Origin of the sequence: uncultured Tateyamaria sp., assembly GCF_947496075.1 — a bacterium.
GTDB lineage: Bacteria > Pseudomonadota > Alphaproteobacteria > Rhodobacterales > Rhodobacteraceae > Tateyamaria.
This window is the reverse complement of sequence record NZ_CANMBJ010000008.1, coordinates 34,624-57,923: the sequence shown is the minus strand read 5'-3', so window position 1 is coordinate 57,923 and position 23,300 is coordinate 34,624. Positions and strand designations below refer to the sequence as shown.

The 23,300-nt window shown below is 61.0% G+C and carries 26 protein-coding genes; 5 read left to right on the top strand and 21 right to left on the bottom strand.

The window, feature by feature from the left end; translation table 11 throughout:
• Position 1 precedes the first annotated feature (1 nt).
• From pqqE to Q1A51_RS23465, 15 genes are all read right to left on the bottom strand, one after another.
• Positions 2-1,087 carry a pyrroloquinoline quinone biosynthesis protein PqqE gene (pqqE, locus tag Q1A51_RS23535; RefSeq protein WP_299606566.1) on the bottom strand — a complete coding sequence of 362 codons (1,086 nt, stop codon included), beginning with the start codon at positions 1,085-1,087 and terminating at the stop codon, positions 2-4.
• Positions 1,071-1,349 (bottom strand): pyrroloquinoline quinone biosynthesis peptide chaperone PqqD, encoded by a 279-nt coding sequence (gene pqqD / locus Q1A51_RS23530; RefSeq protein WP_299606569.1) that lies wholly within the window; start codon positions 1,347-1,349, stop codon positions 1,071-1,073. The genes pqqE and pqqD overlap by 17 nt, the downstream gene beginning before the upstream one ends.
• Positions 1,346-2,092, bottom strand: coding sequence for a pyrroloquinoline-quinone synthase PqqC (gene pqqC / locus Q1A51_RS23525; RefSeq protein ID WP_299606572.1), 747 nt, complete (start codon positions 2,090-2,092; stop codon positions 1,346-1,348). Before pqqC ends, pqqD begins: the two co-directional genes overlap by 4 nt.
• Positions 2,089-2,976, bottom strand: coding sequence for a pyrroloquinoline quinone biosynthesis protein PqqB (gene pqqB / locus Q1A51_RS23520; protein WP_299606576.1), 888 nt, complete (start codon positions 2,974-2,976; stop codon positions 2,089-2,091). Before pqqB ends, pqqC begins: the two co-directional genes overlap by 4 nt.
• A gap of 14 nt (positions 2,977-2,990) precedes the next feature.
• A complete protein-coding gene (gene pqqA / locus Q1A51_RS23515; protein ID WP_076630733.1) occupies positions 2,991-3,098 on the bottom strand; it encodes a pyrroloquinoline quinone precursor peptide PqqA in 108 nt (35 codons plus the stop codon).
• 108 nt (positions 3,099-3,206) lie between these two features.
• Positions 3,207-4,556, bottom strand: a complete 1,350-nt coding sequence (locus Q1A51_RS23510; RefSeq protein ID WP_299606581.1) for a sigma-54 dependent transcriptional regulator — start codon at positions 4,554-4,556, stop codon at positions 3,207-3,209.
• Between the two features lie 4 nt (positions 4,557-4,560).
• Positions 4,561-4,686 carry a hypothetical protein gene (locus tag Q1A51_RS23505; protein WP_299210100.1) on the bottom strand — a complete coding sequence of 42 codons (126 nt, stop codon included), beginning with the start codon at positions 4,684-4,686 and terminating at the stop codon, positions 4,561-4,563.
• 3 nt (positions 4,687-4,689) lie between these two features.
• Positions 4,690-5,964, bottom strand: coding sequence for a c-type cytochrome (locus tag Q1A51_RS23500; RefSeq protein ID WP_299606584.1), 1,275 nt, complete (start codon positions 5,962-5,964; stop codon positions 4,690-4,692).
• Positions 5,945-7,132: a formate dehydrogenase subunit gamma gene (locus Q1A51_RS23495; protein ID WP_299606586.1), complete on the bottom strand. Its 1,188-nt coding sequence runs from the start codon at positions 7,130-7,132 to the stop codon at positions 5,945-5,947. The genes Q1A51_RS23500 and Q1A51_RS23495 overlap by 20 nt, the downstream gene beginning before the upstream one ends.
• A gap of 143 nt (positions 7,133-7,275) precedes the next feature.
• Positions 7,276-7,884, bottom strand: a complete 609-nt coding sequence (fdh3B, locus tag Q1A51_RS23490) for a formate dehydrogenase FDH3 subunit beta (RefSeq protein ID WP_039689579.1) — start codon at positions 7,882-7,884, stop codon at positions 7,276-7,278.
• 12 nt (positions 7,885-7,896) lie between these two features.
• Complete coding sequence (locus Q1A51_RS23485; protein WP_299606589.1) at positions 7,897-10,794, bottom strand: formate dehydrogenase subunit alpha; 2,898 nt, start codon at positions 10,792-10,794, stop codon at positions 7,897-7,899.
• 176 nt (positions 10,795-10,970) lie between these two features.
• Positions 10,971-11,156, bottom strand: a complete 186-nt coding sequence (locus Q1A51_RS23480) for a twin-arginine translocation pathway signal protein (RefSeq protein ID WP_299210108.1) — start codon at positions 11,154-11,156, stop codon at positions 10,971-10,973.
• A gap of 55 nt (positions 11,157-11,211) precedes the next feature.
• Entirely contained in the window at positions 11,212-11,835 is a 624-nt protein-coding gene (locus tag Q1A51_RS23475) for a molecular chaperone (protein WP_299210110.1), read from the bottom strand.
• Positions 11,835-12,398 (bottom strand): DUF3306 domain-containing protein, encoded by a 564-nt coding sequence (locus tag Q1A51_RS23470; protein WP_299606592.1) that lies wholly within the window; start codon positions 12,396-12,398, stop codon positions 11,835-11,837. The genes Q1A51_RS23475 and Q1A51_RS23470 overlap by 1 nt, the downstream gene beginning before the upstream one ends.
• Complete coding sequence (locus Q1A51_RS23465) at positions 12,395-12,928, bottom strand: DUF3305 domain-containing protein (RefSeq protein WP_299210125.1); 534 nt, start codon at positions 12,926-12,928, stop codon at positions 12,395-12,397. Before Q1A51_RS23465 ends, Q1A51_RS23470 begins: the two co-directional genes overlap by 4 nt.
• Before the next feature lie 361 nt (positions 12,929-13,289).
• Between Q1A51_RS23465 and Q1A51_RS23460 the strand changes: the two genes are divergently transcribed.
• Positions 13,290-15,236, top strand: coding sequence for a 4Fe-4S binding protein (locus tag Q1A51_RS23460; protein ID WP_299606595.1), 1,947 nt, complete (start codon positions 13,290-13,292; stop codon positions 15,234-15,236).
• Here Q1A51_RS23460 and Q1A51_RS23455 read toward each other — a convergent pair.
• Positions 15,230-15,961 carry a hypothetical protein gene (locus Q1A51_RS23455; protein WP_299606598.1) on the bottom strand — a complete coding sequence of 244 codons (732 nt, stop codon included), beginning with the start codon at positions 15,959-15,961 and terminating at the stop codon, positions 15,230-15,232. The two genes, Q1A51_RS23460 and Q1A51_RS23455, sit on opposite strands and share 7 nt — an antisense overlap.
• A gap of 57 nt (positions 15,962-16,018) precedes the next feature.
• On the opposite strand from Q1A51_RS23455, the gene Q1A51_RS23450 reads away from it, so the two are divergent.
• From Q1A51_RS23450 to Q1A51_RS23435, 4 genes are read left to right on the top strand one after another with little or no spacing between them, the layout of a single operon-like run.
• A complete protein-coding gene (locus Q1A51_RS23450; protein ID WP_299606600.1) occupies positions 16,019-16,210 on the top strand; it encodes a DUF6494 family protein in 192 nt (63 codons plus the stop codon).
• A 3-nt stretch (positions 16,211-16,213) separates the two neighbouring features.
• Positions 16,214-17,275 carry an Mrp/NBP35 family ATP-binding protein gene (locus tag Q1A51_RS23445; protein ID WP_299671579.1) on the top strand — a complete coding sequence of 354 codons (1,062 nt, stop codon included), beginning with the start codon at positions 16,214-16,216 and terminating at the stop codon, positions 17,273-17,275.
• Positions 17,272-17,982 carry a biotin/lipoate--protein ligase family protein gene (locus Q1A51_RS23440; RefSeq protein WP_299606411.1) on the top strand — a complete coding sequence of 237 codons (711 nt, stop codon included), beginning with the start codon at positions 17,272-17,274 and terminating at the stop codon, positions 17,980-17,982. The genes Q1A51_RS23445 and Q1A51_RS23440 overlap by 4 nt, the downstream gene beginning before the upstream one ends.
• Positions 17,979-18,464 carry a DUF6505 family protein gene (locus Q1A51_RS23435; protein WP_299606414.1) on the top strand — a complete coding sequence of 162 codons (486 nt, stop codon included), beginning with the start codon at positions 17,979-17,981 and terminating at the stop codon, positions 18,462-18,464. Before Q1A51_RS23440 ends, Q1A51_RS23435 begins: the two co-directional genes overlap by 4 nt.
• A 113-nt stretch (positions 18,465-18,577) precedes the next feature.
• On the opposite strand, the gene Q1A51_RS23430 is transcribed toward Q1A51_RS23435, so the two are convergent.
• The 5 genes from Q1A51_RS23430 to Q1A51_RS23410 form a co-directional block, all read right to left on the bottom strand.
• On the bottom strand, positions 18,578-19,381 hold the full coding sequence (locus tag Q1A51_RS23430) for a substrate-binding domain-containing protein (protein WP_299606415.1): 804 nt from the start codon (positions 19,379-19,381) through the stop codon (positions 18,578-18,580).
• Positions 19,378-20,094, bottom strand: coding sequence for an ATP-binding cassette domain-containing protein (locus Q1A51_RS23425; RefSeq protein WP_299606417.1), 717 nt, complete (start codon positions 20,092-20,094; stop codon positions 19,378-19,380). The genes Q1A51_RS23430 and Q1A51_RS23425 overlap by 4 nt, the downstream gene beginning before the upstream one ends.
• Positions 20,088-20,792 (bottom strand): ABC transporter permease, encoded by a 705-nt coding sequence (locus Q1A51_RS23420; RefSeq protein ID WP_299210119.1) that lies wholly within the window; start codon positions 20,790-20,792, stop codon positions 20,088-20,090. The genes Q1A51_RS23425 and Q1A51_RS23420 overlap by 7 nt, the downstream gene beginning before the upstream one ends.
• 203 nt (positions 20,793-20,995) lie before the next feature.
• Positions 20,996-21,985 (bottom strand): ParB/RepB/Spo0J family partition protein, encoded by a 990-nt coding sequence (locus Q1A51_RS23415; RefSeq protein ID WP_299606419.1) that lies wholly within the window; start codon positions 21,983-21,985, stop codon positions 20,996-20,998.
• Positions 21,982-23,187, bottom strand: a complete 1,206-nt coding sequence (locus Q1A51_RS23410; protein ID WP_299606421.1) for an AAA family ATPase — start codon at positions 23,185-23,187, stop codon at positions 21,982-21,984. The genes Q1A51_RS23415 and Q1A51_RS23410 overlap by 4 nt, the downstream gene beginning before the upstream one ends.
• Between the last annotated feature and the right edge of the window lie 113 nt (positions 23,188-23,300).

Here is a 23,300-nt window from a genome sequence, read left to right as displayed (position 1 = left end):
CCTACCGACGAAACACGAACTCCGGCGCTTCAACCTCTTGCACCTCTTCAGCCAACAGCGCGTTCAACGCCTTGCGTCCAGGCGATTTTCGACACACCGGGTCAGGCGCAGACGCATCCCCCAGAACTGCCATCGCCTGACAGCGGCACCCGCCAAAATCAATGTCGCGCCGCTCACATCCCTGACACAGCTCAGGCAACCAGTCCGTCCCGCGATAGGCATTGAAGGCTGCGCCATCGTACCAGATGTCATACAGCTTCCGTTCAGTCACAGTGTCGAACTGTAAATGCGGTATCGTTTCTGCCGCGTGGCAGGGCAAAACGGTTCCATTTGGGGTGACGTTCAACCCAGTCGAACCCCAGCCATTCATGCACGCCTTTGGGAAATCCGAATAGTAATCGGGCGGCACAAAGTCGATCACCAATCGGCCCCGCAATGCCTCCACCGCCCGCGCAACGGTCTTCTTGGCAGCGTCCACCTGCGCCCGGCTCGGCTGCAAGGCGGCCCGGTTGACCAAAGCCCAACCCTGAAACTGAACGCAGGCAATCTCGATCCGACGCGCGCCCAGCCGCAAGGCCATGTCGATGGTAGCAGGCAAGTCATCCAGGTTCTCGCGGTGCATCACCGCGTTCAGGGTCAGGGGAAAGCCAATGTTCGAGATGATCTCGGCCACATGCATCTTGCGGTCAAACCCACCCTTGTACCCGCCGATCCGGTCGGCCATCGCTGCCGTCACACCCTGCAGCGACAGCTGCACATGATCCAAGCCAGCCTCGTCCAGCGCATGCAAACGACGCTCGGTCAAACCGATGCCCGAGGTGATGAGGTTGGTGTACAGCCCCGCCTCACGCGCGGCGGCAACCAGTTCAACCAGATCGCGCCGCGACGCGGGTTCACCCCCCGACAGGTGCAGTTGCAAGACACCCAGCTTTGCCGCCTGCTTGAAGGTGTCCGCCCATGCCTCGGTACTGAGCTCCGTTTCCTTAGCAAGCAACTCGGTCGGGTTCGAACAATAGGGACAGGCCAGCGGGCAGCGGTGCGTCAACTCGGCCAGCATCGCCATGGGGGGATCAACGCGGATGGACATGCACCATCCCCTTGTCCCGCAAATCCTCGACAAACGCGATCACATCGGGCGCGATCACATCCACTGGTGCGTCATACACAGACGACAAATCGGCCGAGATCTGATCAAGGCTCGCCACCCCATCCAGACGACCCAGCACCGCCGTACCCACCTGATCCAGCACCAGAACCCGCTCGGGTCCCAAGAGCACATCAACCTTGCGCACCGCATCAAATTGCGTACGCACGCCACGCGGCAGGAAGGGCACGTCGGCCCCCGTCATGACGCCAGTCCCTCTCCCGGCTGCCACCCGCCAGGCGGGACGCGCCCCGGCTCAACATAGGCGGACCAAAGCGCATCCAACTGCGCCCACAGCACCTCGGTCTTGAAGGTCAGCGCGCGAACAGCGGCATCCTGATCCGCTTTCGTTACCGCGTGGTCCATCACCCATTGCAGACCAAAGGCGACGTCCTTCGGCGCTTCGGTCAGCCGGTTCTGGAAATAGGACAGCGTCTCACTGTTCGCGAAATCATAGTGCTCCAACAGCCCAGAAATCCGGTTCTTGTGGATGGCTGGCGCGAACAGTTCGGTCAGCGATGAGGCCACGGCGGGAAGCAGCGGTTCGTCCCGCACAAAGCGCACATAGGCATCCACGGCAAAGCGGGTGGCAGGCAATATCCCCACCTCTGACGCGACATAGTCGGGGTCCAACCCCACGCCCTCGGCCAACTTCAGCCACCGCGCAATTCCCCCTTCACCGGGCGCAGAACCATCATGGTCCTCAATCCGTGACCGCCACGCACGGCGCAGGTTGGGATCGGACACACGCGACATGAATGCTGCATCCTTCATCGGGATGCGCGTTTGATAATAGTAACGATTGATGACCCATGCCCGCACCTGATCCGGCGTGCATCCGCCGGAATGCAGCAAGTGGTGAAACGGATGCTTGTCGTGATACTGCGCATCGCCAACAGCACGCAGCCGCGCCTCGAACACCTCCGAGCTGTCAGGTTGATCGGTCATAAGGTGATCTCCATCCCGTCAAAGGCAATCTCCCATCCCTTGCCCAAGACCTCAGCCCGCTCGGGGCTGTCAGGTTGCAGGATGGGGTTCGTGTTGTTGACGTGAATGAACACTTTGCGCCCGCCCACATCTGACAGGCGGGTGAGACTGCCCAGCTCACCGTTCAACGGCACGTGGCCCATCCGGGCCCCCGTCTTTTCTCCAGTTCCGGTCCGTTGCATGTCGTCATTGTTCCATACAGTGCCGTCAAACAGCAGCAGGTCCACCCCGCCAAGACGATCGATCAGCCAATCAGGGATCGCCGCGCATCCGGGGATGTAAGCGACACGCGCCGACGCGCTCTCCAGCAAAAGGCCAACGGTCTGCTCGCCCACTTCCTCAAGGTTGAGCGTGTCACCTTCGAGGAACAACGCCACCTTCCCCGGCACCGCAAAGGGCGTCACTGTCAATCCGGGCAAGGGTTCAAAGGGCGCCTCAAGCGACACAGCGTGCTGCGCCACAAGGTCCGGGTCCAAGACGCCAAAGACCGAATTGCTGCGCAGGATGTCGAGCCCTGAAGAGGTCGCGTAGACATCAAATGCCGTCTTCTCCCGCAGGGTCAAAAGCCCGGCGATATGGTCGATATCGCCATTCGTCAGCACCACCGAGGAAATCGGTGACCCGCGCAACGTCGACGGGTGCATTTGTGGGCAAGCGTCTACCTGCGCACGGATATCCGGCGACGCATTCAACACCACCCATGCCTGCCCGTCCAGCGACACAGCGACAGAAGATTGGGTCATGCGCGGGATCGCCCCCGCACGGGCATCCGTGCAATTGCGGCAGCCACAATTCCATTGGGGCAGCCCCCCTCCGGCGGCTGCCCCAAGAACAATCAGTCTCATGTAATAAGGTTGGCTTAGATTACGTCGCGCTCAGCGCCGCGATCATCGTCTTCGCCCGGGCCATACATGTTGATTTCCATGCCGCACTTCACTTCGCGTGCCTTGGGTTTTGTCCATGCCATTGCGCATTCCTCCTCTATTGCCTGGATACGATAGCGTCCTGCTAACTAGCTATATATGCGACTTTAGCCCTACGTCGCGGTCGGCACGGATCACGATTGCGCAATCGGTCAGCCCGACCAAGCAGCCATCTTTCGGTCGATCGTCTTACGCGACACGCCAAGACGGCGCGCGGCCTCTGCCCGGTTGCCGCCACACAGGTCCAGCATCCGCAGGATGTGGCGCTGCACCACAAGGTCCAGATTCTCGATGGCCTGCGCGCCGGTGACACTGCCCCCACCCGAAAACTCCTCGGGGAGCGCACCCAAAATGACCGAGCGTTCGATAAGATTGCGCAATTCCCGCACATTGCCCGGCCAGCTATAGCGGCGCAGCTTAAGCAGCGTTTCCTCATCCAGATCCAGCGAGGGCATGGCCAGGGACGCAGAAAACTGCTCCATGAAATGGGCTGCCAGTTCCACAATATCCTCCATCCGATCCTTGAGCGGCGGCATGTGGATCTTGACCACGTGGATGCGATGATAAAGGTCCGCCCGGAACCGGCCCGCCTCTACAGCAGCCTCGATGTCATCGTTGGTGGCAAAGAGGAACCGCACGTTCAGGCGTATCTCGCGTTCGGCTCCAACGGGGCGCACCTTCTTATCTTCCAGTACACGCAACAGCGCGGCCTGCACTGTTTCCGGCATCTGCGCGATCTCATCGAGCAACAGCGTGCCACCATCGGCGAGCAGCAGCAGCCCTGGTTTCAAACGGTCCTCCGCCTCAACCACACCGAACAGCTCCTCTGCAAAACGATCAGGCTGGATCGTTGCGCAGTTCACAGGGACAAAGGGCGCATCCGCCCGATCCGACAGGTCGTGCAAATGGCGGGCAGCCATTTCCTTGCCCGTGCCACTGGCCCCGGTGAACAGCACAGGTGTCGGCAAGGGTGCCAGCCGCGACAGTATCGCGCGCACGTCTTCCATCGGTTCGGAGTTGCCCAGCAACTTGCCATGCCCGTTGCCGCTGGAAAGCTCGCGGCGCAGCAGGGTGTTGTCGCGCTGCAGATACTTGCGATCCAGCGTGCGGGCCACGGCGCTCAGGATCTGGTTGGCGCGGAAGGGTTTCAACACGAAGTCGCTGACGCCCGCACGCAACGCCGCGATGGCAGTCTCAAGATCGGCATAGGCCGTGATCAGGATCGCGTCAGCAAACAAGCCCTTGCGCTTTTGTTCGGTCATCCAATCCAGCCCGGTGCCGCCCGGCATCAGGTTGTCGATGATCACCAGATCATATTGCGCCTCGTCCAGTGCCATGGTTGCCTGCGCAGGCGACCCCACAGCGTCCACACGCTTTACCCGCGTTTCAAGCGTCTTGGTCAGGAAATGGCGCATCCCCGGTTCATCATCGATCACCAGGACCGAGGCACCGGCCAAAGACGTGCCATAGATGTCCGGCGTGGATTTGTGCGGGGCGTTCATGGGATCAGTCCAACCTCACGGCATCGCCTGAACCACGGGTCTCGGATGAAAAACCCAATTCTTGCAGCGCGAAATACGAGCCCACGGAAATCACGATCAATGCGGCAAAGCCCAGCATCATGGCTTTCATGGTTCACTCCTTTTGTGTGGCCGTCCGCAGAAAGGCGATCAGGTCCGCCCGATCCTGCGCCCCGGCGATCACCTGCATCGGCATCTTGGAGCCGGGGATATAATGATCGGGACCCTCGTCAAAGAGGGCATCGATGGTCGTGTCGTCCCAGACAATCGCAGACCCGTCGAGCGTTGGCGAGTACCGATAGCCGGGCACGACCCCTGCCCTGCGCCCGAACACCCCATGCAGGGTTGGTCCCGCCTTGCGCGACGGCCCGTTCTCAAGACTATGGCAGATCGAACATTTGCGCATGAACTGCCGTTCGCCATTGCTCATCGTGTCGGCATTGCGCAGGAAGCTGCGCGTGTCCCCGCCCGCCGGATCATAGGTATCCAGCAGCGCCACGGGCCAAGCATAGATCACGTCGTCGATCCCACCGGCATGGATCACGGTGCCATCCTCCGAAAAAGCCAGTGCCCAAACCGGCCCCTGCCGCATCGCGCGAAAATCGCGCGTGATCTGCCAGTCGTTGGTGTCGACCACCATAATGTGGCCCTCACCATCGCCGATGGCCAGTTGTCCGGTCGATGCGTGAAGTTCCATCGACAGGATCGGACGGCGGTCGAGGGTGAAGTCATGCCGCGCTTCGCCCGTTTCGGCATCAATGACGCGCGTACCGCCATCGACCGCGCCATAGGCGAGCCAGCTGTCACCCACAACAAGGCGGTTCACGCCAAATCCATGGCGTACCAAAGGGCGCGGCGTGTCTCGGGTCGCCATGTCATAGCGCAACACATCGCCCTTGGACGTCGCGGCATACAGGAACGCACCATCGGCCGAATACGCCACCGCATTCACCCCGGCACCGGGATAGGGCAGCGTCTCCGCCTCTCCTGCCCCCAGAGGCCACAGCACGATATCACCATCCCACGACCCGGCAGCGATCACCAACCCATCGGGGGACGCCGCAAGCGATGTCACCTTGCCCTTGTGCTGCCCGATCTTGCGCGGGCTGTCGCCCCAGTGCCATACGGCGAAATCATCGCCGCCCGTCACCAGTGCACCGGTCGTATCTTCGGCAATCGCCGTCACGGCGGCATCATGCCCTTCCAACCATTCCGGCGCTTGGCCGTTCCAAACCCCGACGGAGTTGTCGAAACTGGCTGAAGCAAGCGTGCCATCTTCGGTCACGACAAGCCCCATGACCGGCCCACCATGCCCTTTATATGTGGTGAACTCTTGCGCCCCGGCGGGCAGCGCGATGCACAGGAACAGGCTACTCAGCAGGCGTCGCATCTTTGGGGGCCGCCTTGCCTTTTGCCTCCAGCTCCTCCAGCCACAGCGAATGGTGCTGCCGGGCCCACGCTTCGTCCACTTCGCCCGATCCCATCGCGTCATAAGCGCCCTCCATACCCACCGAGCCGATATAGATGTGGGCAATGATGATCGCCATCAGAACAAAAGCAACGATGGCGTGCCAGGCTTGGGCGTATTGCATCTCTTCATGCGGGGCCATTGCCGTGGGCAACGGACCATAGATGGGCAAGCTCTCGATCCCGACACTGCGCATCAGGTCAAAGGTCTTCATGAACATCGGGAAGTCAAAGGGGAATAGCAGCGAAACCCCCGACAGCGAGATTGAGCCGCCCAACAGGATCACAGACCAGAAGATGATTTTTTGACCGCCGTTGAACTTCTTGGCCGGCGGGTGCTTGGACCCCACGATACCGCCCGCTTGTGCAAACCACGTGATGTCGGTGCGGTTCGGAATGTTGTGCCAGACCCACATGACGAATACCGCCACCAGCGCCACGATAAAGGCCCACGCGACATTGTTGTGAATGTATTTGGACGCCATCAGCAGGGTCGCATTGAACTCTTTCGAGATATACGGCGCGATGAACATCCGACCAAACAGGGTCAGCAAACCGGTGATGCCCAGCAGGATGAACGATCCGGCCAAAAGCCAGTGAGCCGCACGCTCGAAGGTCTTAAAGCGGGTGACGGTGTGCCCAGTCTTTTCATAGTCCAGCCTGATGCGACCCCGCAGGACAAAGAACACGATCAACAGCGCGATGGTGCCCAAAAGCAGATAGCCACCGTATTTGGCCAGCGGTCCCTTGCGGAACTCCAGCCACGCCATGCCACCATCCTGCACAAGGACGGTTGCAACCTCCCCCCCTGCAGACACCGTAATGTCTGCCGATCCATAGCGTAGCGCACGCCACAGGTCAGGATCAGACGCGCCACCCAATGTGCCAAGCTGGCCCGTCAGGTCGCGCGCGTTTCCGGCAGCATCCCCGGTCTTGGGTGCAACCTCTTCTCCGCGCTGACGGGCCATGATGTCTTCAAGCGTCTGCGCCCCACCCGTGGCGGACCGGTCCGGCGTTGGGGCCGTGTCCTGTGCCATGGCGGGCAGAGCCAAAAACAATGCTGTAATCGCAATCAGAAGGGTTCGCATCATCGTCCTCGATTGGTGCAAGGAACCGTCTTCCTCGAAAGAAAACGGAACGGAAACTTTGTAAGTTTCAGGGCAGATTTTAGAAATCCGCACCCGGAATCAGAAGGCGCGATTGCGTATCGCGCCTTCCGTCTTGTCGATGTGGATCAGCCGTCCTGACGACCGTAGGCTGAACCCCAACCCCAAGCACCTGAGCCGAAACCGCGCGCCACGACGCGTTCGCGGTAGATGGCCGACACCACGTCGCCATCCCCGGCCAAGAGCGCCTTGGTAGAACACATCTCGGCGCAGATGGGCAGCTTGCCCTCTGCGATCCGGTTGCGGCCGTACTTGGCGAACTCCGCGGTCGAGTGGGTTTCCTCGGGCCCACCGGCGCAGAATGTACATTTGTCCATCTTTCCGCGTGAGCCAAAGTTGCCAGCCTGCGGGAATTGCGGCGCGCCGAAGGGGCACGCGTAGAAGCAATAGCCACACCCGATGCAGAGGTCCTTGGAGTGCAGAACCACACCTTCCTCGTTCTGGTAAAAGCAGTCCACAGGGCAGACCGCCATACAAGGTGCATCGGAACAGTGCATGCAGGCCACGGAAATCGACCGTTCACCGGGATCACCATCGTTGATGGTCACCACGCGGCGGCGGTTGATGCCCCAGGGCACTTCATGCTCGTTCTTACAAGCCGTGACGCAGGCGTTGCATTCAATGCAGCGCTCGGCGTCGCATAGGAACTTGGCTCTCGCCTGTCCTCCTAATGCCATGTCGTTTCCTCCTTACGCTGTCCAGATTTTGCAGAGAGTCGCTTTGGTCTCCTGCATCTGGGTTACTGAATCATAGCCATAGGTCTGGGCGGTGTTGGTGCTTTCGCCCAACACGTATGGATCGGCGCCCTCGGGATATTTCGAGCGTTGATCCTCACCCTGGAAATGACCGCCAAAGTGGAAGGGCATGAAGGCCACGCCTTCGCCCACCCGGTTGGTGACCATCGCCATAACCTTGACCTTGCCGCCTTCGGGTCCTTCGACCCAGACCTGACTGCCGTCCCGCACGCCCAGATTGTTGGCGTCGCGCGGGTTGATCTCGACAAACATGTCCTGCTGCAACTCGGCCAGCCACGGGTTCGAACGGGTCTCGTCCCCGCCGCCCTCGTATTCGACCAGTCGGCCGGATGTGAGGATGATCGGGTAGTCCTTCGAAAAGTCCTGTTTCTGGATCGAGGCATACAAGGTCGGCAGCCGGTAGGCGTGACGGTCCTCGTATGTCGGATAATCCGCAACAAGATCCCTGCGGTTGGTATACAGCGGCTCGCGGTGCACCGGGATCGGATCGGGGAAGGTCCAGACGACCGCGCGGGCCTTGGCGTTCCCGAAGGGCGCACAGCCATGCTTGATCGCCACCCGCTGGATGCCGCCCGAAAGATCGGTCTTCCAGTTGGTTTCGGGACCCGCGACCGCATCAATCGCAGCGCGTTCATCGTCCGTCAGATCACCGTCCCAGCCAAGGTCCATAAGCATCTGCATCGTGAACTCAGGATAACCATCCTGAATCTCCGACCCGACGCTATAGACCCCTTCGGCCAGCAGGTTGTCACCGTCCCGTTCGACGCCAAAGCGCGCGCGGAAGGTCAGACCACCTTCAGCCACAGGCTTGGACATATCATACAGGTTCGGCGTACCCGGGTGGTTCATCTCAGCCGTGCCCCAGCTGGGCCATGGCAGACCATAATAGTCGCCATCTGCCGGACCACCAATGGCCTGCAGCGTCGTCCGATCGAACGTGTGCTGGTTTGCCATGTGCTTCTTGAGCCGCTCAGGTGACTGACCAGTATAGCCAATGGTCCACATGCCGCGATTGATCTCGCGCAGCGTGTCTTCTGGCTCAGGCGTCAGGCCGTCCTCTTCCAACTTGATGTTGCGGAAGATGCGGTCGTGGAAACCGAACTTCTGTGCGAACAGCGCGATGATCTCGTGATCGGGCTTGGACTCGAACAGCGGGTCTATGATCTTTTCCCGCCACTGCAGCGACCGGTTCGATGCCGTGACAGAGCCACGGGTTTCGAACTGCGTCGTGGCCGGCAACAGGTACACCCCGTCGGTCCGATCATGCAGCACGGCAGACACGGTCGGGAAGGGGTCGATGACAACCAGCATATCCAGCTGTTCCATCGCCTTCTTCATCTCGACCATGCGGGTCTGCGAGTTCGGGGCGTGGCCCCAAAGAACCATGGCACGCACCTTGTTCGGGTTGTCCATGTTGTCCGGGTCTTCAAGAACACCATCGATCCAGCGCGAGACAGGAATACCGCTGAGGTTCTGCAGCGCCTTTTCCTTGCCATCCACACCGGTGGTCGTCGCAAACTGGTCAGCCAGCCATTCAGGGTCTTCACCCCAAACGCGGGCCCAGTGGCCCCATGCACCTGCCGACAGGCCGTAGTAGCCGGGCAGCGTGTGGGACAGAACACCAAGGTCCGTGGCACCCTGCACGTTGTCGTGGCCGCGGAAGATGTTGGTGCCGCCACCGCTGGTGCCCATGTTGCCAAGGGCCAGCTGAAGCACACAGTAAGCACGGGTGTTGTTGTTGCCGTTGGTGTGCTGCGTGCCACCCATACACCAGATCACTGTGCCGGGGCGATTGTTGGCCATGGTCCGCGCAACGCGCTTGAGCTGCGAACCGGGGGCACCGGTGACACGCTCAACTTCCTCGGGCGTCCACTTGGCCACTTCTTCCTTGATCTGGTCCATGCCCCAGACGCGGGTGCGGATGAATTCCTGATCCTCCCAACCGTTGTCGAAGATGTGCCAGAGGATCCCCCAGACCAGCGCCACGTCAGTGCCTGGACGGAAGCGCACATACTCGTCCGCATGGGCTGCGGTGCGGGTAAAGCGCGGGTCACACACGATGACAGGGGCGTTGTTCTGCTCCTTGGCGCGCAGCAGGTGCAGCAGGGACACGGGGTGTGCCTCAGCCGGGTTGCCGCCGATGATAAAGATCGCCTTGGAGTTATGGATGTCGTTGTAGCTGTTGGTCATGGCGCCGTAGCCCCATGTGTTCGCAACACCCGCAACGGTGGTCGAGTGACAGATACGCGCCTGGTGATCCACGTTGTTCGTGCCCCAGTAGGCCGCGAACTTGCGGAACAGGTACGCCTGTTCGTTGTTGTGCTTGGCTGACCCCAGCCAGTACACACTGTCCGGGCCGCTTTCTTCCCGGATGTTCATCATGCCGCCGCCGATCTCGTCGATCGCCTGCTCCCAGCTGATTCGCTTCCATTCCCCGTTTTCTTTCTTCATCGGGTACTTGAGGCGGCGCTCGCCGTGGGCGTGCTCGCGGACCGATGCGCCCTTGGCGCAGTGAGCACCCAGGTTGAACGGGCTGTCCCAGCCGGGCTCCTGCCCCGTCCAGACACCGTCCTGCACTTCCGCCACGACCGTACATCCGACCGAACAGTGCGTGCACACCGATTTCTTCAAATCCACTTTGCCCGCTGCCGCCGTGGCAGCGCTGGCCTGGGTGACAGTCCCGCCTGTCGCAGCAATTGCCGACAAGCCCCCGATCACCAGTCCCGACCCGCGTAAGAACGCACGCCGGTCTACCGAAGCATTCGCCGCTTCAGTCAGGATACTTGTCCGCTGGGGGCGTCGCGCAACCCCGTTGGTCTTTTTCCTAAGCATGTTGCATCTCCCTTGCTTGCTTCCCGCCTGCGCGGGTCACTCGCTTGGCTTCCTTTGGGTCTCAGCAGTCGGGCGTCACGCAACCAGTCGCTGATCTCCTGCCTCGTCCGGGCTTATTCCCGGGCGCGGCCTTCCCTCCCGTCGCGCGCTGTACCGCGCGCGCAAAGTCACGCCGCTCAGAAGCGGGCGCTGTCAAAATACGCGCGCGTGTGCGCGGTATCCTGCATCTTCTCAGAGGTCAGATCCGGCTCCGCCGCCTCTGCCTGCGCACCGGTCGCAACCGCCACCGCCGCAATCGGCGCTGTGGTCGAGGCCAGCTTTAGAAAGTCGCGGCGCGATGCACCGTCTTCTTTCTTGCTCATCGACAAGTCTCCTCTCGATGTTGTGGGGCAGTTGCCCGCCCCCTTCTGACGCCGATCACTCGGCGCCGCTCATCCGGAAGGCTTCCGCCTCCACAGACATGAAAATCCGACCCACTGTGCCCACAGGTGTGTAGAAGACCGATGTCTTCGCCTCTTCCAGGTCGGTAAAGAAATGTCCGGCCCATGGGCCAATATGTTTGTTGAAGAACTGCTTTTGCGCATTGATGTCCGCAGGTGTGCCAAAACGACCCACGATCATGGCGGCCATCATCTCCATCAGGCTGGCAATGCTGTCTTCGGGTTCGAACACGGTCTCAGACCGCTGCATACCTTTGGTGGCCATGTCCTGACGCAACAGCGCCAGCGGCTTTTCATTGAGAAAGCCGGTCAGATAGTAGCTGGCAAAGGGCAGCAACTCGCCCCGGCCCAAGCCGATGAACAGCTTGTTGAATTCGGATTCAGCCGCCTTGGGCTTGGTAACCCGCGCCAGCTTGGACAAGGTGCCGATGGCCTGACCCAGATCAGTATCGTCGCCAGTCAGCCCAGCCGTCTGCGCGAGCAGCATCTCGTCTGGCGGTCCGGCCAGCAATGCGCCGAGGAAGTTGTAAAGGTCCGCACGGGCGCGGTCCATGTCGGCGATTTGAATGTCTTCAGCGGCTGTCACGGTCTTGTCTTCCATTATGCTGTATCAAAGGCGAAGCGCATCCGGCGCTGCGGCATTGCGGTTGGTTCGGGTTCCGGATCTGGCAGCGGAACAGGATGAGCCGACGCGATCAGCGGCACCTCCTCTTCCTCGGCCTCAATCTCTTCGACCTCTTCTTCGGCAGGTACCTCGTCCACGGTCTCCGCCCCGTCTTCCTCGTCCTCAATGAACGCGGTCACCATGCCCTTGCCCACCTGATAGACGGTCTGCATGTTCTCGATGACCGTTGCGGCGTCGGTGTAATCCTCACCGTAGTCCACCAACCCATCCAGATTGGCGAGCAGCGGGTTCAACCGCCACAATCTGCGCAAGGCGCGGGTCTTGAGGCGCTGAGGCAACTCGGCCTTGAGGAAGTCACGCACCGCATCCGCGCTCTCTAACGCCTCTGGCCCTGGCAGGTTCAGCTCTGCCAAGATCTCCTCGTCCGGCCGTTCTTCCAGCTTGGCAACTTCGGCCTCAACAACATGCGCTTCAAGCGCCTGCTCTTCGGCCTCAACCTCGGCACGCCGCCGGGACCAGAAATCACGACCCGAACTCAATGCACCCGCCTCCGCTGCCGCGCGGGCGAGGCATAGATGTCCGCCGCGGTTGCAATGCGCGGATCGCCAATACCGTCCTGCGTCAGGTCCGTGCGCGTCTTGTCACGCTTGCGTTTGACGAACGCTTCGTCCTGGTGGAAGTCGGTGACAAAGCCCTGCACCCACGCCATCAGACCCGCGGGCATTGGTACCTTCTCGACAATCTCTTCGCCGCTGTCGGTGTAATCCTGCGCCTCATAAGGCGACGCGGTGACAAGCACGACTTCAAGCGGCTGATCCCCCGGACACTCCCGCATCACCACATAAATGGCAGGCTCCGCTGCCGACAGTCCATGCAGATACGCCTCGGTCTCTGCACCGTGCAACTCCAACAGCAGCGTGGCGGCATGGTACTCAACCGCTTCCCCTTCTCGGCGCAACTCCTGCCAATCGGCGGATCCGGCGCCCGGCAAAACGGCTACGGCTTTCCAGCTGTAAGAGGCCCAGCGTGTCACACCCGGCAGCCGTCGCAAAACGACGCCCAAAGGCATGGTTCGGTACTGGTCGGGGTTTCGGATCACCCTATGTCCTCCCTTGCCATCATCAAACTGCCAAAAAATTCATCCGAGAAGTGTCTTATGCAGGATTTCCCGTATCGCATTGACGCAAAGGCAGTTTGGCCAGCCTGTCCAAGGGATGCCGCGTCAAAGGGACTAAATGTCTAATTCGAGCGTTTCGCTCGGGAATACGATGGTGTACCGAAACGCGAATCACTTCGCCGTTTTCCATGCCCTTCCGCATGGTGCGATTGCTTGAAAACGGTTTGTGAAGCACCACGAATCAAGTCTAGGCTGGCGCCGGGACGCATGTGGACAGGGGCCGAAAATCAGCCCTGCCGCAAGGGAGGAATACGTGGTCAAATCTTTGATAACATGCGATTGTTTGGGCACCCAGACCATCGATACCAAGGGGCTGTCCGATGCCACGGGTTTGGACGTGCGCCCACCGTGTTCGGCCCTCTGCACCACCCAGTTGGCCCAGGCCGAAGCCGCCCTTTCGGACCCGGATGTAGTTTTTTGTTGTACCCAGGAAGCCCGTGTTTTCGAGGAGCTGGCAGAGGGGTTGGACCGCCCTGCCCCGCCCGTTCTGGATCTACGTGACCGTGCCGGATGGAGCGACGATACCGCCCCGAAACTGCCCAAAATGTCCGCACTCATCGCCGACGCCATGCTGCCCGCCGAGCCGGAAAAAACGCTGGATGTGGTCAGCGAGGGGCTGTGCCTGATCCTTGGGCCATCCGCCGTCGCGCTGGATGCCGCTGAGCAACTCAAGGACCATCTGGGCGTCACCGTTCTGCTGTCCGACTCGGCCGATATTCCCGACACCCGCGCCTATGACGTGGTGGTGGGCAAGCTGCGCCGCGCCTCAGGGGCCTTTGCCCAGTTCGAAGTGGTGATCGACGCCCTGCAGCAGATCGAACCGGGCGGGCGCGGAGCCTTCACCCTGACCGATCCGCGCGACGGCGCCGTGTCGCAATGCGATGTCATCCTGGATTTGCGCGCCGACACCCCCCTGTTTCCGGCCCATGAAAAACGTGATGGGTACTTGCGGGCCGAACCGACCCACGCCCCCGGCGTGGCCGCAGCCATCATGGCCGCCTCGCATCTCACCGGCACGTTCGAAAAGACGCTCTACGTCAAGACAACCCCGCTGCTCTGCGCCCATTCCCGCGCCGAGCAGACGGGGTGCACCAACTGTCTCGACCTCTGCCCGACCGGAGCGATTACGTCTGCGGGCGAACATGTCGCCATCGACCCGATGATCTGCGCGGGCTGCGGGGCGTGTTCCGCCGCCTGCCCGTCCGGGGCGATCACCTACGACGCGCCAGCCGTCGATCGGACCATGCGGCGCGTGCAGACCATGGCCAAGGCGTTCCTCGACGCTGGCGGCACCGCCCCGCGCCTGCTGGTCCACGATGACCACGGCGCCGAAATGGTCCGCCTCTCTGCCCGCCATGGCCGTGGATTGCCAGCCGACGTGGTTCCGCTTGAGATGGCGGCTATTGGTGCGTTTGGCCATGCCGAAGCTGTTGCGGCCCTAGCTGCCGGTTTTGCCAGCGTCACGCTCTTGCCAGGCCCCAAGGCGGATATCCCCGCATTGGAGACACAAATTGCCCTGACCAATGCCATCGCCGGCGAAGGAAAGGCCGCGCTGCTCGACACCCCCGACCCCGATGCGATGAGCGACGCACTTCATGGGGCCGAGGCTCCTGCCCCCGTCGCCACGCCCGTGCGGCCCATGGGCACACGGCGGCAGATCACACGGCAAGCAGCCAAGGCTTTGCACCCCGACACCGACAGCATCGCACTGCAGGATGGCGCGCCTTACGGGGCGGTACTGGTCGATACGGATTCCTGCACCCTCTGCCTGTCCTGCGTGTCGCTCTGCCCCTCCGGCGCGCTTGGCGACAACTCGGACAAACCACAGCTCAGGTTCCAGGAAGACGCCTGTCTGCAATGTGGCCTCTGCGCCAATATCTGTCCCGAGGACGCGATCACCTATGAACCGCGACTGGACCTCACCGACGCAGCCTTGCGCCAAGAGGTGTTGAACGAGGAAGAGCCCTTCCCCTGCATCGAATGCGGCGCGCTCTTTGGCTCAAAGTCGGCCATCGACCGGATCACCGACAAGCTCAAGGATCACGCCATGTTCTCGGGCGACAAGCTGCGCATGATCCAGATGTGCGACAATTGCCGGGTCACGACCCAGTTCCATTCGACCGACAACCCGTTTCAAGGCGGCGAACGCCCCCGCGTGCGCACCACGGACGACTACCTGTCAAAGCGGCGCGATCACTGATGTTCGAGGGGTTTGCCCAGATCGGCAGGGTCCAGCACAGCCACGTAGGCCAGGATCGCTTCAAGATCATCAAGCGTCAGCTCGATGGGCGCGATGGGCGACGGACGGTCGATGGGGAACGGGTCGGTCACGCCTTCAAGCTGGGTAAAGGCCGCGTGGGGTTTCAGCGCATAGAAGCCCGCGAACCGCGACTGCCAATCCTCAAATCCCCGCATCACGAAGAAACTCGGCGTGGAGCCAATACCAAAACCATCCTTGCCCCGCTCGGTCACGTGACAACGCCCACACTTGGCCCAGGACACCCCCTGCCCCGCGATGGCATCACCCGTCATCTCGACCTTGGCCACGACGCGTTCCTGCACCTGCGGCTCGGTGAAAAGCACCTCACCATCGGGTGCAAAACCCTGTACCGTACGGCGGCCGACATCGGACGTCAGCCAATCCGCAAACCGTTGCGCCCCCTTGCCATCGCCGCGCAGATCCATGTGCCACGTCTGGCCCAAACCGGAAAACAGCGCCCTGCCATCCGATCCCAAAACAAGATCGGCGACCGCTGGATCGTCCACAGTTTCGACCCTAACCTGGGTCTTCAGCGAAAAACGCGGGGCAATATGCTTGATAAGCCCACTCTCGACCAACGCAGGCGGGGCATAGAACACCACCCGCTTGTCATCGGCCATTGCCAAACCCGGCAACAAGGCCAAGATCAGAACCAAGATGCGCATTACGGCAGCCTACGGCCCACCGGCGCGATCCGTCAACGTTAGGGAGGGGAAAGCCCCATGAGCGACGATTTCAACATGTCCATGCGCAAGTTCCTGAAGCAGGTCGGCGTGACCTCGCAACAGGCGATCGAAGAGGCGATGCGCAATGCGGGTGGCAGCGGTAAGACCTATGCCGTCAAAGCGGTGGTCACCATCGAAGAGCTTGACATGACCCACGAGGTCACAGGCGAGATCAAGGGACAGGACTGACGCGTGAGCACGAGCAGAGAACAGGTTCTCGAGGTCCTCAAGGGCCTCGACGCGCCGGGGGGCGACATCGTGTCATCCGGCGTCATGCGAGCGTTGAATGTCGATGGCGGCACCGTGCGCTTCGTGATGGAGATCAACCCGGCGCAGGCCGCCACCTATGAAGGCGTGAAAGCTGAGGCCGAAGCCGCCGTGGGCGCGCTCGATGGCATCGAAAGCGTGTCGATTGTGCTGACGGGCCATACGGAAAAGACCCCGCCCCCCGATTTGAAACCGCAGCGCCCTGCCGACCCGAAAGGGCCACAGAAGGTCCCGGGCATTGACCGCATTCTCGCGATCGCCTCGGGGAAAGGCGGCGTTGGTAAGTCCACCGTGTCGGCCAACCTCGCCTGTGCGCTGGCACAACAAGGACGGCGCGTGGGTCTGCTCGATGCGGATGTCTACGGCCCCTCTCAGCCCCGGATGTTGGGCGTGTCTGGTCGCCCCGCCTCCCCCGATGGCAAGACAATCCTGCCGATGCGCAACCATGGCGTCACAATGATGTCCATCGGCCTGATGATGAACGAGGATCAGGCGGTTGTCTGGCGCGGACCCATGCTGATGGGTGCATTGCAACAGATGATGAGCCAGGTGCAGTGGGGTGCGCTTGACGTGCTGCTGGTGGACCTGCCCCCAGGCACCGGCGACGTGCAAATGACATTGGCCCAAAAGTTTGTCGTGGATGGCGCGATTATTGTCTCTACACCGCAGGATGTGGCCCTTTTGGACGCGCGCAAAGGTGTGGACATGTTCCAGCAATTGCATGTGCCGATCGTCGGGATGATCGAGAATATGAGCACGCATATCTGTTCCAATTGCGGGCACGAGGAACACGTGTTTGGGCACGGTGGGGTCAAGGCGGAAGCCCAGAAACTGGACGTGCCGCTGCTGGCCGAAGTGCCGCTGGATCTGCAGATCAGGTTGGCCGCAGATGGCGGCGCACCCGTTACGGTCAGCCAACCTGACAGCCCGCAAGCCAAGGCGTTTCAGGACGTGGCCGCGGGCCTTGTCACAGCGGGGGCGGCATGAGCGACGGATCGCAGGTCACCTTCCCTCCACTGATGTGGGGAGAAGAAGCACCGGACGGCGCCTTTGACCATGCGGTTATGCGAGCAACGCTGGGCTGTGATGCCGGCCTTATCTCTTACAAATTGGGTGCAGCCGAGATGGAGGCCGCGCTGGTCTTTGCACCCGAAGTGCCATTGTCCAAGGCGATTGCCATGTTGCCGCTCTGCGGTGTGGGTTTCCAAAATGCCCTTGGTGCATTGGCACCCCCCGAGGTGGCGGTGCATCTGGATTGGTGGGGCGGCATTCGCGTCAATGGTGCGCGCTGTGGCAAGTTCCGCGCCATGGCTTCGGGAACCGAGCCCACGACGGTGCCGGACTGGCTCGTTGTGGGCTTCACCCTCCCCCTGATCCCGGCGTCCGAGGACACAGGCCTGACCCCGGACGAAACCGCCCTGTTTGCCGAAGGCTGTGCCGAGGTGTCGCCCCCGACCCTGCTCGAATCCTGGTCGAGACACACGTTGAACTGGCTGAACCGATGGGAAGATGAAGGCTCTGCCTCTCTGCACTCGGAATGGCGTGGACTGGCTGAAGGTATCGGGGAAGAGACTGAAAATCAGTCTCTAACCGGTACATTTCTGGGTGTGGACGAAGAGTTCGGAATGCTTCTGCGGGACACAGAGACAACGCACTTGATCCCGCTCACAACTGTGTTGGAGGACCCGTCATGAAACTCGCCCGCGCGATCCATTTCGACGAAAGCGATATGAACGTTTTCGCCTCCCCTGCCCGCACGGGCGAATGGTGCATCTCGGGTGGGTTCGAGTTTTCGAACTGGGGCGAGAGCGACCTGACCGGCAAGGCGCGCCAGGCTTTTGCCAACGGGTGGTTCGGGCTGGAAACCGGGGGGCGTGTGACCTTTGTTGCCGTCACCCAGCTGGAACAGGCAGAGCTGGAAACGCTGACCGCCCTGCTTGCCCAACACTTCGTGACATATTACGGTGCCCCATCCGTTGAGGCGGCGCAACCCGTCGCGACCGAGGAACTGGCGCAGATGATTGATCTCTGCGAGGACCATGACCCCAACACGCTGCTGACGGTCGCACGTGAGCTGACGGAAGCGGGTGTGCGCGAAGCGTTCCGGACAATTCAACCGCAAGACGCCGGGCTGGATCAATTCGCGGTCCACGGGGATACGGATCACGGTCACTGATACTTGTTTCGAATTGGCTTTGCCAATTCGACTGATACGAGAGGGTTGTTATCCGTCCCGTGCGCTCCCCACCGAATTTCCGGTCAGAAGAAGCAAAAGAGCCTTGTCAGAGCCTATTTTGCATTGAATACGAACAGCGTTTCACCGTCAATCATGTACCCGTCAATCAGTGATTGCGCGCGCTCGGATGTTAGCCACTCTTCCAACTTGGCCGTAAGATCAGTTTTGACATGATCATGCCGCGCAGGATTGACCGGCAGGTAAGCGTATTGGTTGAACAGCACCGGATCGCCAGCAAACAGCAGCGCCAGATCACCCTTGTTTCCGAAGTTCAGCCAGCTTGCTCGGTCTGAAAGCACATAGGCGTTCAGGCCCGATGCCGTGTTCAGTGCTGCCCCCATGCCCGCACCGACAGCATTGTACCATGCGTCGAATGTGTCAGCGTCCAACCCCGCATCCACCCACAAGCTCAGTTCTTTCTTGTGGGTGCCGCTGTCATCACCACGACTTACAAAAGCAGCACTGGCGGACCAGATCTTTTGCAGGGCATCAGCGGCCGTTTCGGCCTCGGCAATCGCAGCCGGATCGTCCGCCGGGCCAATGAAGACAAAATCGTTATACATGATTTCACGCCGATGTGTGCCATAGCCACCGTCCACAAATGCATCTTCAGCCGTGCGGGAATGCACGAGGATCGCATCCACATCGCCCGCCTCTCCTAGCTTGATGGCCTGCCCCGTGCCGACCACCAGCAGCTGAACCTCAAGATCGAGGTCCTTTGTAATCTCTGGCAGCAATACATCGGCCAGCCCTGAATTGTGGAACGACGTTGTCACTGCCATACGCATCTGATCAGCCGCCTGCGCGATCCCGGCGGCAAAAACTGCCAAAAACGTGAGTATCAGGGTCTTTTTCATTCCACGATGTCTCCATTCAAAAAGGCCCGTGCTTCGGGCGTTTGCGGCGCGTCAAAGAACCCCTGCGCAGGGCCGGTTTCGTGAACCTTGCCGCCTAGAATGAAGATTACCCGATCCGCAATCCGTCTGGCTTGACCCATGTCATGTGTCGACAAAATAAGACGCGTGCCGTCAGCCTTAGCTTGCAGCAGAATCGCCTCGATCTCGCGCATGGCGCGTCCGTCCAGCGATGCCGTGGGTTCGTCCAGAAACACAAGTGCCGGATCGGTGATCAGAGCGCGGGCGATGGCCAGTTTTTGCTGTTCACCCCCGGACAGAACCATGGCGCGGCGGGTCAGGTGCGCGCCCAATCCGACCCGCTCGGCCCATGTACGCGCCGCCGTCCGCGCAGTCCTTCGATCCGCGCCTCGTAGGCGCAATGGGTACGTCAGGTTCTCTTCGACCGTGCGTCGCAGAACGACCGGTTGCTGAAAGACAAACGCCTGATGATGGCGGGCCGTTTCGGTATCGCAGGCCCATTGCACTGTGCCCCCCGTCAGACGCGCCGTTCCGTGCATAAGGCGCAAAAGCGTTGTCTTGCCGGACCCGTTTGGACCCAGAACCACACACAGCCCCTGCCCATCCAAGGTCAGGTCCACCGGGCCCACCAGCCGCTTGCCACGACGCGAGGTTTCGGCCCCCGTGAGCGTTACGGGAAAAAGCTCGGTCACCATCGGCTGTCCCGCTCTGTCTGACCGATCCAGTGGATGGCAAGGTTGACCCCCAGGGCCAGGGCGATGAGGACGAACCCAAGAGCGAGCGCCAGAGCGAACTCACCCTTGCCCGTCTCAAGTGCTATGGCCGTGGTCAGAACGCGCGTCGCATTGTCGATATTGCCACCCACAATCATGATAGCGCCCACCTCTCCGATCCCGCGCCCAAACCCGGCCAGCGCTGCCGTCAGCAGCGCCCGCCGGGCATCCCAGATCAGCGTGCGCATTTTCTGCACCTGCGTGACATTCATCGAGATCAGCAAATCGTGGTACTCGGCCCACAGCTCGCGCAAGGACTGGTGCGCAATGGACGCTATCAACGGAACAATGATGATCACCTGCGCCACAATCATGGCTGTAGGTGTGAACAGCAGGCCGAGCGCGCCAAATGGACCTGACCGGGACAGAAAGATGTAAACGATCAGCCCGACAACGACCGGCGGCAGGCCCATCAGCGCGTTGAGCAAGGCAATGGTCGCCCGCCGCCAGCGAAAACGCCGCACAGCCAGCATGGCCGCCAAGGGCAGGGCGATCAGACAAGCAATCACCAATGCGGTGAGGGTGACGCGGAGCGAGCGCAGCGCAATCTCTGCCAGCTCTGCATCAAACGTGACGACCAGCCAAAAGGCGTGTCGCAAACCCTCCCATAGATCGACGATGGCCGATCCTCCCGTTGTTTCTTTTTCCTGAAATTGGACGGTTTTGCGCGTGGATACCAGCCCTGTTATGCCAGCCTGTCAGGTTGTCTCTGGCAGAGCCGTGACGAGTACAGTTAGGGGTCAGTTTGTCCGCCAGGCAAAAAAATTGCCCGCGGGCAATTTCCGCGGGCAGGATAAGAATTGCCCATGGGCAATTCTCCGAACTAGCTGTCGAACTCGGCCTTGAGGTAGGCGTCGAACGCTCCCTGCAATTGCATACGGCTCATACCCGCTTCAAATTCGATCCGCACCTTACGGCCTTTCTGAACGACGGCAATGCCCTTGTCATGGACACTCCGGCGGAACACCTTTCCCTCGGGTTCTGCCTTGGGCTGTGCAGGTTTGCCTGCCCGTGACAAACGCCGCATGACTGTGGCTGCATCCACAAAGGATCCACGCCCGGTGCGGGCTCGCGCCTGTTCGCGACCAATGGCGCCCGCTTCTTCCAACACCGCGCGCGCTGTATCCGGCTGTGCCAGAAGCGGCTTCAATTCGCGTGCATTGCGCTCACGGATCTCTCGGATGTTCGGAAAGGCGTCGACAATGGCTTGCGGCAGCTTCGCCAATTGCAGGTAGCGCGACAGCCACGGCTGGCTGACCTCAAGCCGCTCGGCCATCGCCTTTTGCTTGCCGCCATAGTAGCGCGCAACCGCATCCGCATAGTCCAACGCGCGTTCGTAGTCTGAGATGTCTTCGCGGTCGCGGTTCTCGATATCCGCCAGCCGGAAAGCCTCTTCGTCCGACAGCTGCCGCGCTTCCACCAGGTATTTGAACTGCGTGTAGTTGTTGGCACGCAACCAGCTTACAGCGAAGTGCCGACGCGCGCCGCAGATCACTTCGAAATCATAATCCTCGTCATCGACGGGCCGCACTATGGCAGGAAACTCCTGCTGCCCCTGAGAACGGATACCGTCGATCAAGTCGCGGCAATTGTCTTCGGTCAGCAGAGCATAATCTCGGTTATGCCGCTCCCACATGCGGCACCGGGCCGGGTCGATCCAGCGCAGTGTCTTTTCCTCGACCTCTCCAGCCAACCTGTCGCTGATCGCCGTGGTGCGTTTGAGAAAACGGGCACCGGCGCGGTCGGACGCATCGGGCACGGCCTCCAAATCGCTGAGAACATCGTCAAAAATAGCATCATGTTTGCGGGTCATAGCAGTCCCTCCTTGCGCAGCCCTGCGTGATGGCTTGGCCATGTCTTGCGGATCAGCACTTCGATCTCGCGGTTCACAGCGTCCAGATAGGCGCGGCAGCGTTTGTGCGTCTCGGTCCGGGTGGCCGGGCCGGTCAGCTCGTAGACGGTGGACAGGTTCGCCGCGGCATTGTCGATCTCGGCGCTGTCCTTGAGCACCGATTGCAACATGTCGAGGGGGAAGACCGCGTCCATCATCCGTTTGATCGCCATATGCGCTGATTTCGAGTCATTCATCTTGGTTGCGAGGATCTTAACGAAGGCATAATCGCGCGTACCCCCATGGCGGGCGAGCTCGTTGAGCGTGGCACCCAGCATTTTCAAAAAGTGCGCGGTAGAGCCAAAATCGATGTTGTTGGGCGGGGCAGGGATCACCAATGCATCCGCTGCGCGCAACACCGAAAGTGACAGCATCCCGAGGGCAGGGGGTGGGTCCAGCAGTATGACATCGAACCGGTCCTTGATCGTCTCCAACCCGTTGCGCAGGCGGTCGAGCACGAACACCTGTTCGCGGGCCATGCGGGCGGCAAATTCGTATTCCGCGTCATAGAGACCGAGATTTGCAGGGATCAGCGCGATGTTGGGCCAGTAGGTGGCGCGCAGAGCATAGGACAGGTCTTGCGGTCCGCCGTGGCGGAAGAAGGGGTAGAGCGTGTCCTCTTCTTCATCCACGTCCACATCGGGGTTCAGGCCAAAGACAGAGGTGGTACTGGCCTGGCTGTCACAATCAACGACGCAGACGCGGTAACCGCGCAGGGCAAGGTGCTGGGCGAAGTGGCAGACCATCGTGGATTTGCCGACGCCGCCCTTGAAGTTCTGGATGGCAAGGACCATCGCTGGATCGCTGTCGGCGCGGTGGGGCAGGGTACCGAACACCTGCCGCATCCGGTTGACGTCTGCGAGGGAGTATCCCGTGCGGCGCCCTGTGTTAGGGTCTTTTTCCGGCATTGGGAGACGGCCATCTGCTTCGGCATCACGGATCAGCTTGTCACTACGTCCCACCATGTCTGCGGCGCGTTTGACGTTGAAACGCAGATCGAGCGTTTTTTGTGCACCGGGCGCATAGAGCCTATCGCGTAGCCGATCGATCACCGTCGAGGCGCGAGTGGCAAGTTTGTCCAACTCCTCAAGGGAGACGGTGGGAAGGGCGGACTGCTCCATCATGGACCTCTTATGGGGGCGTTGGTCCGAATCATGACGGGTGCAGGCGTTTGCCTCAAGTGCAAACTTTGGAGGATAGGGGCGAAAAAAGCGGAAATTGGATGATAGGCGCCCAA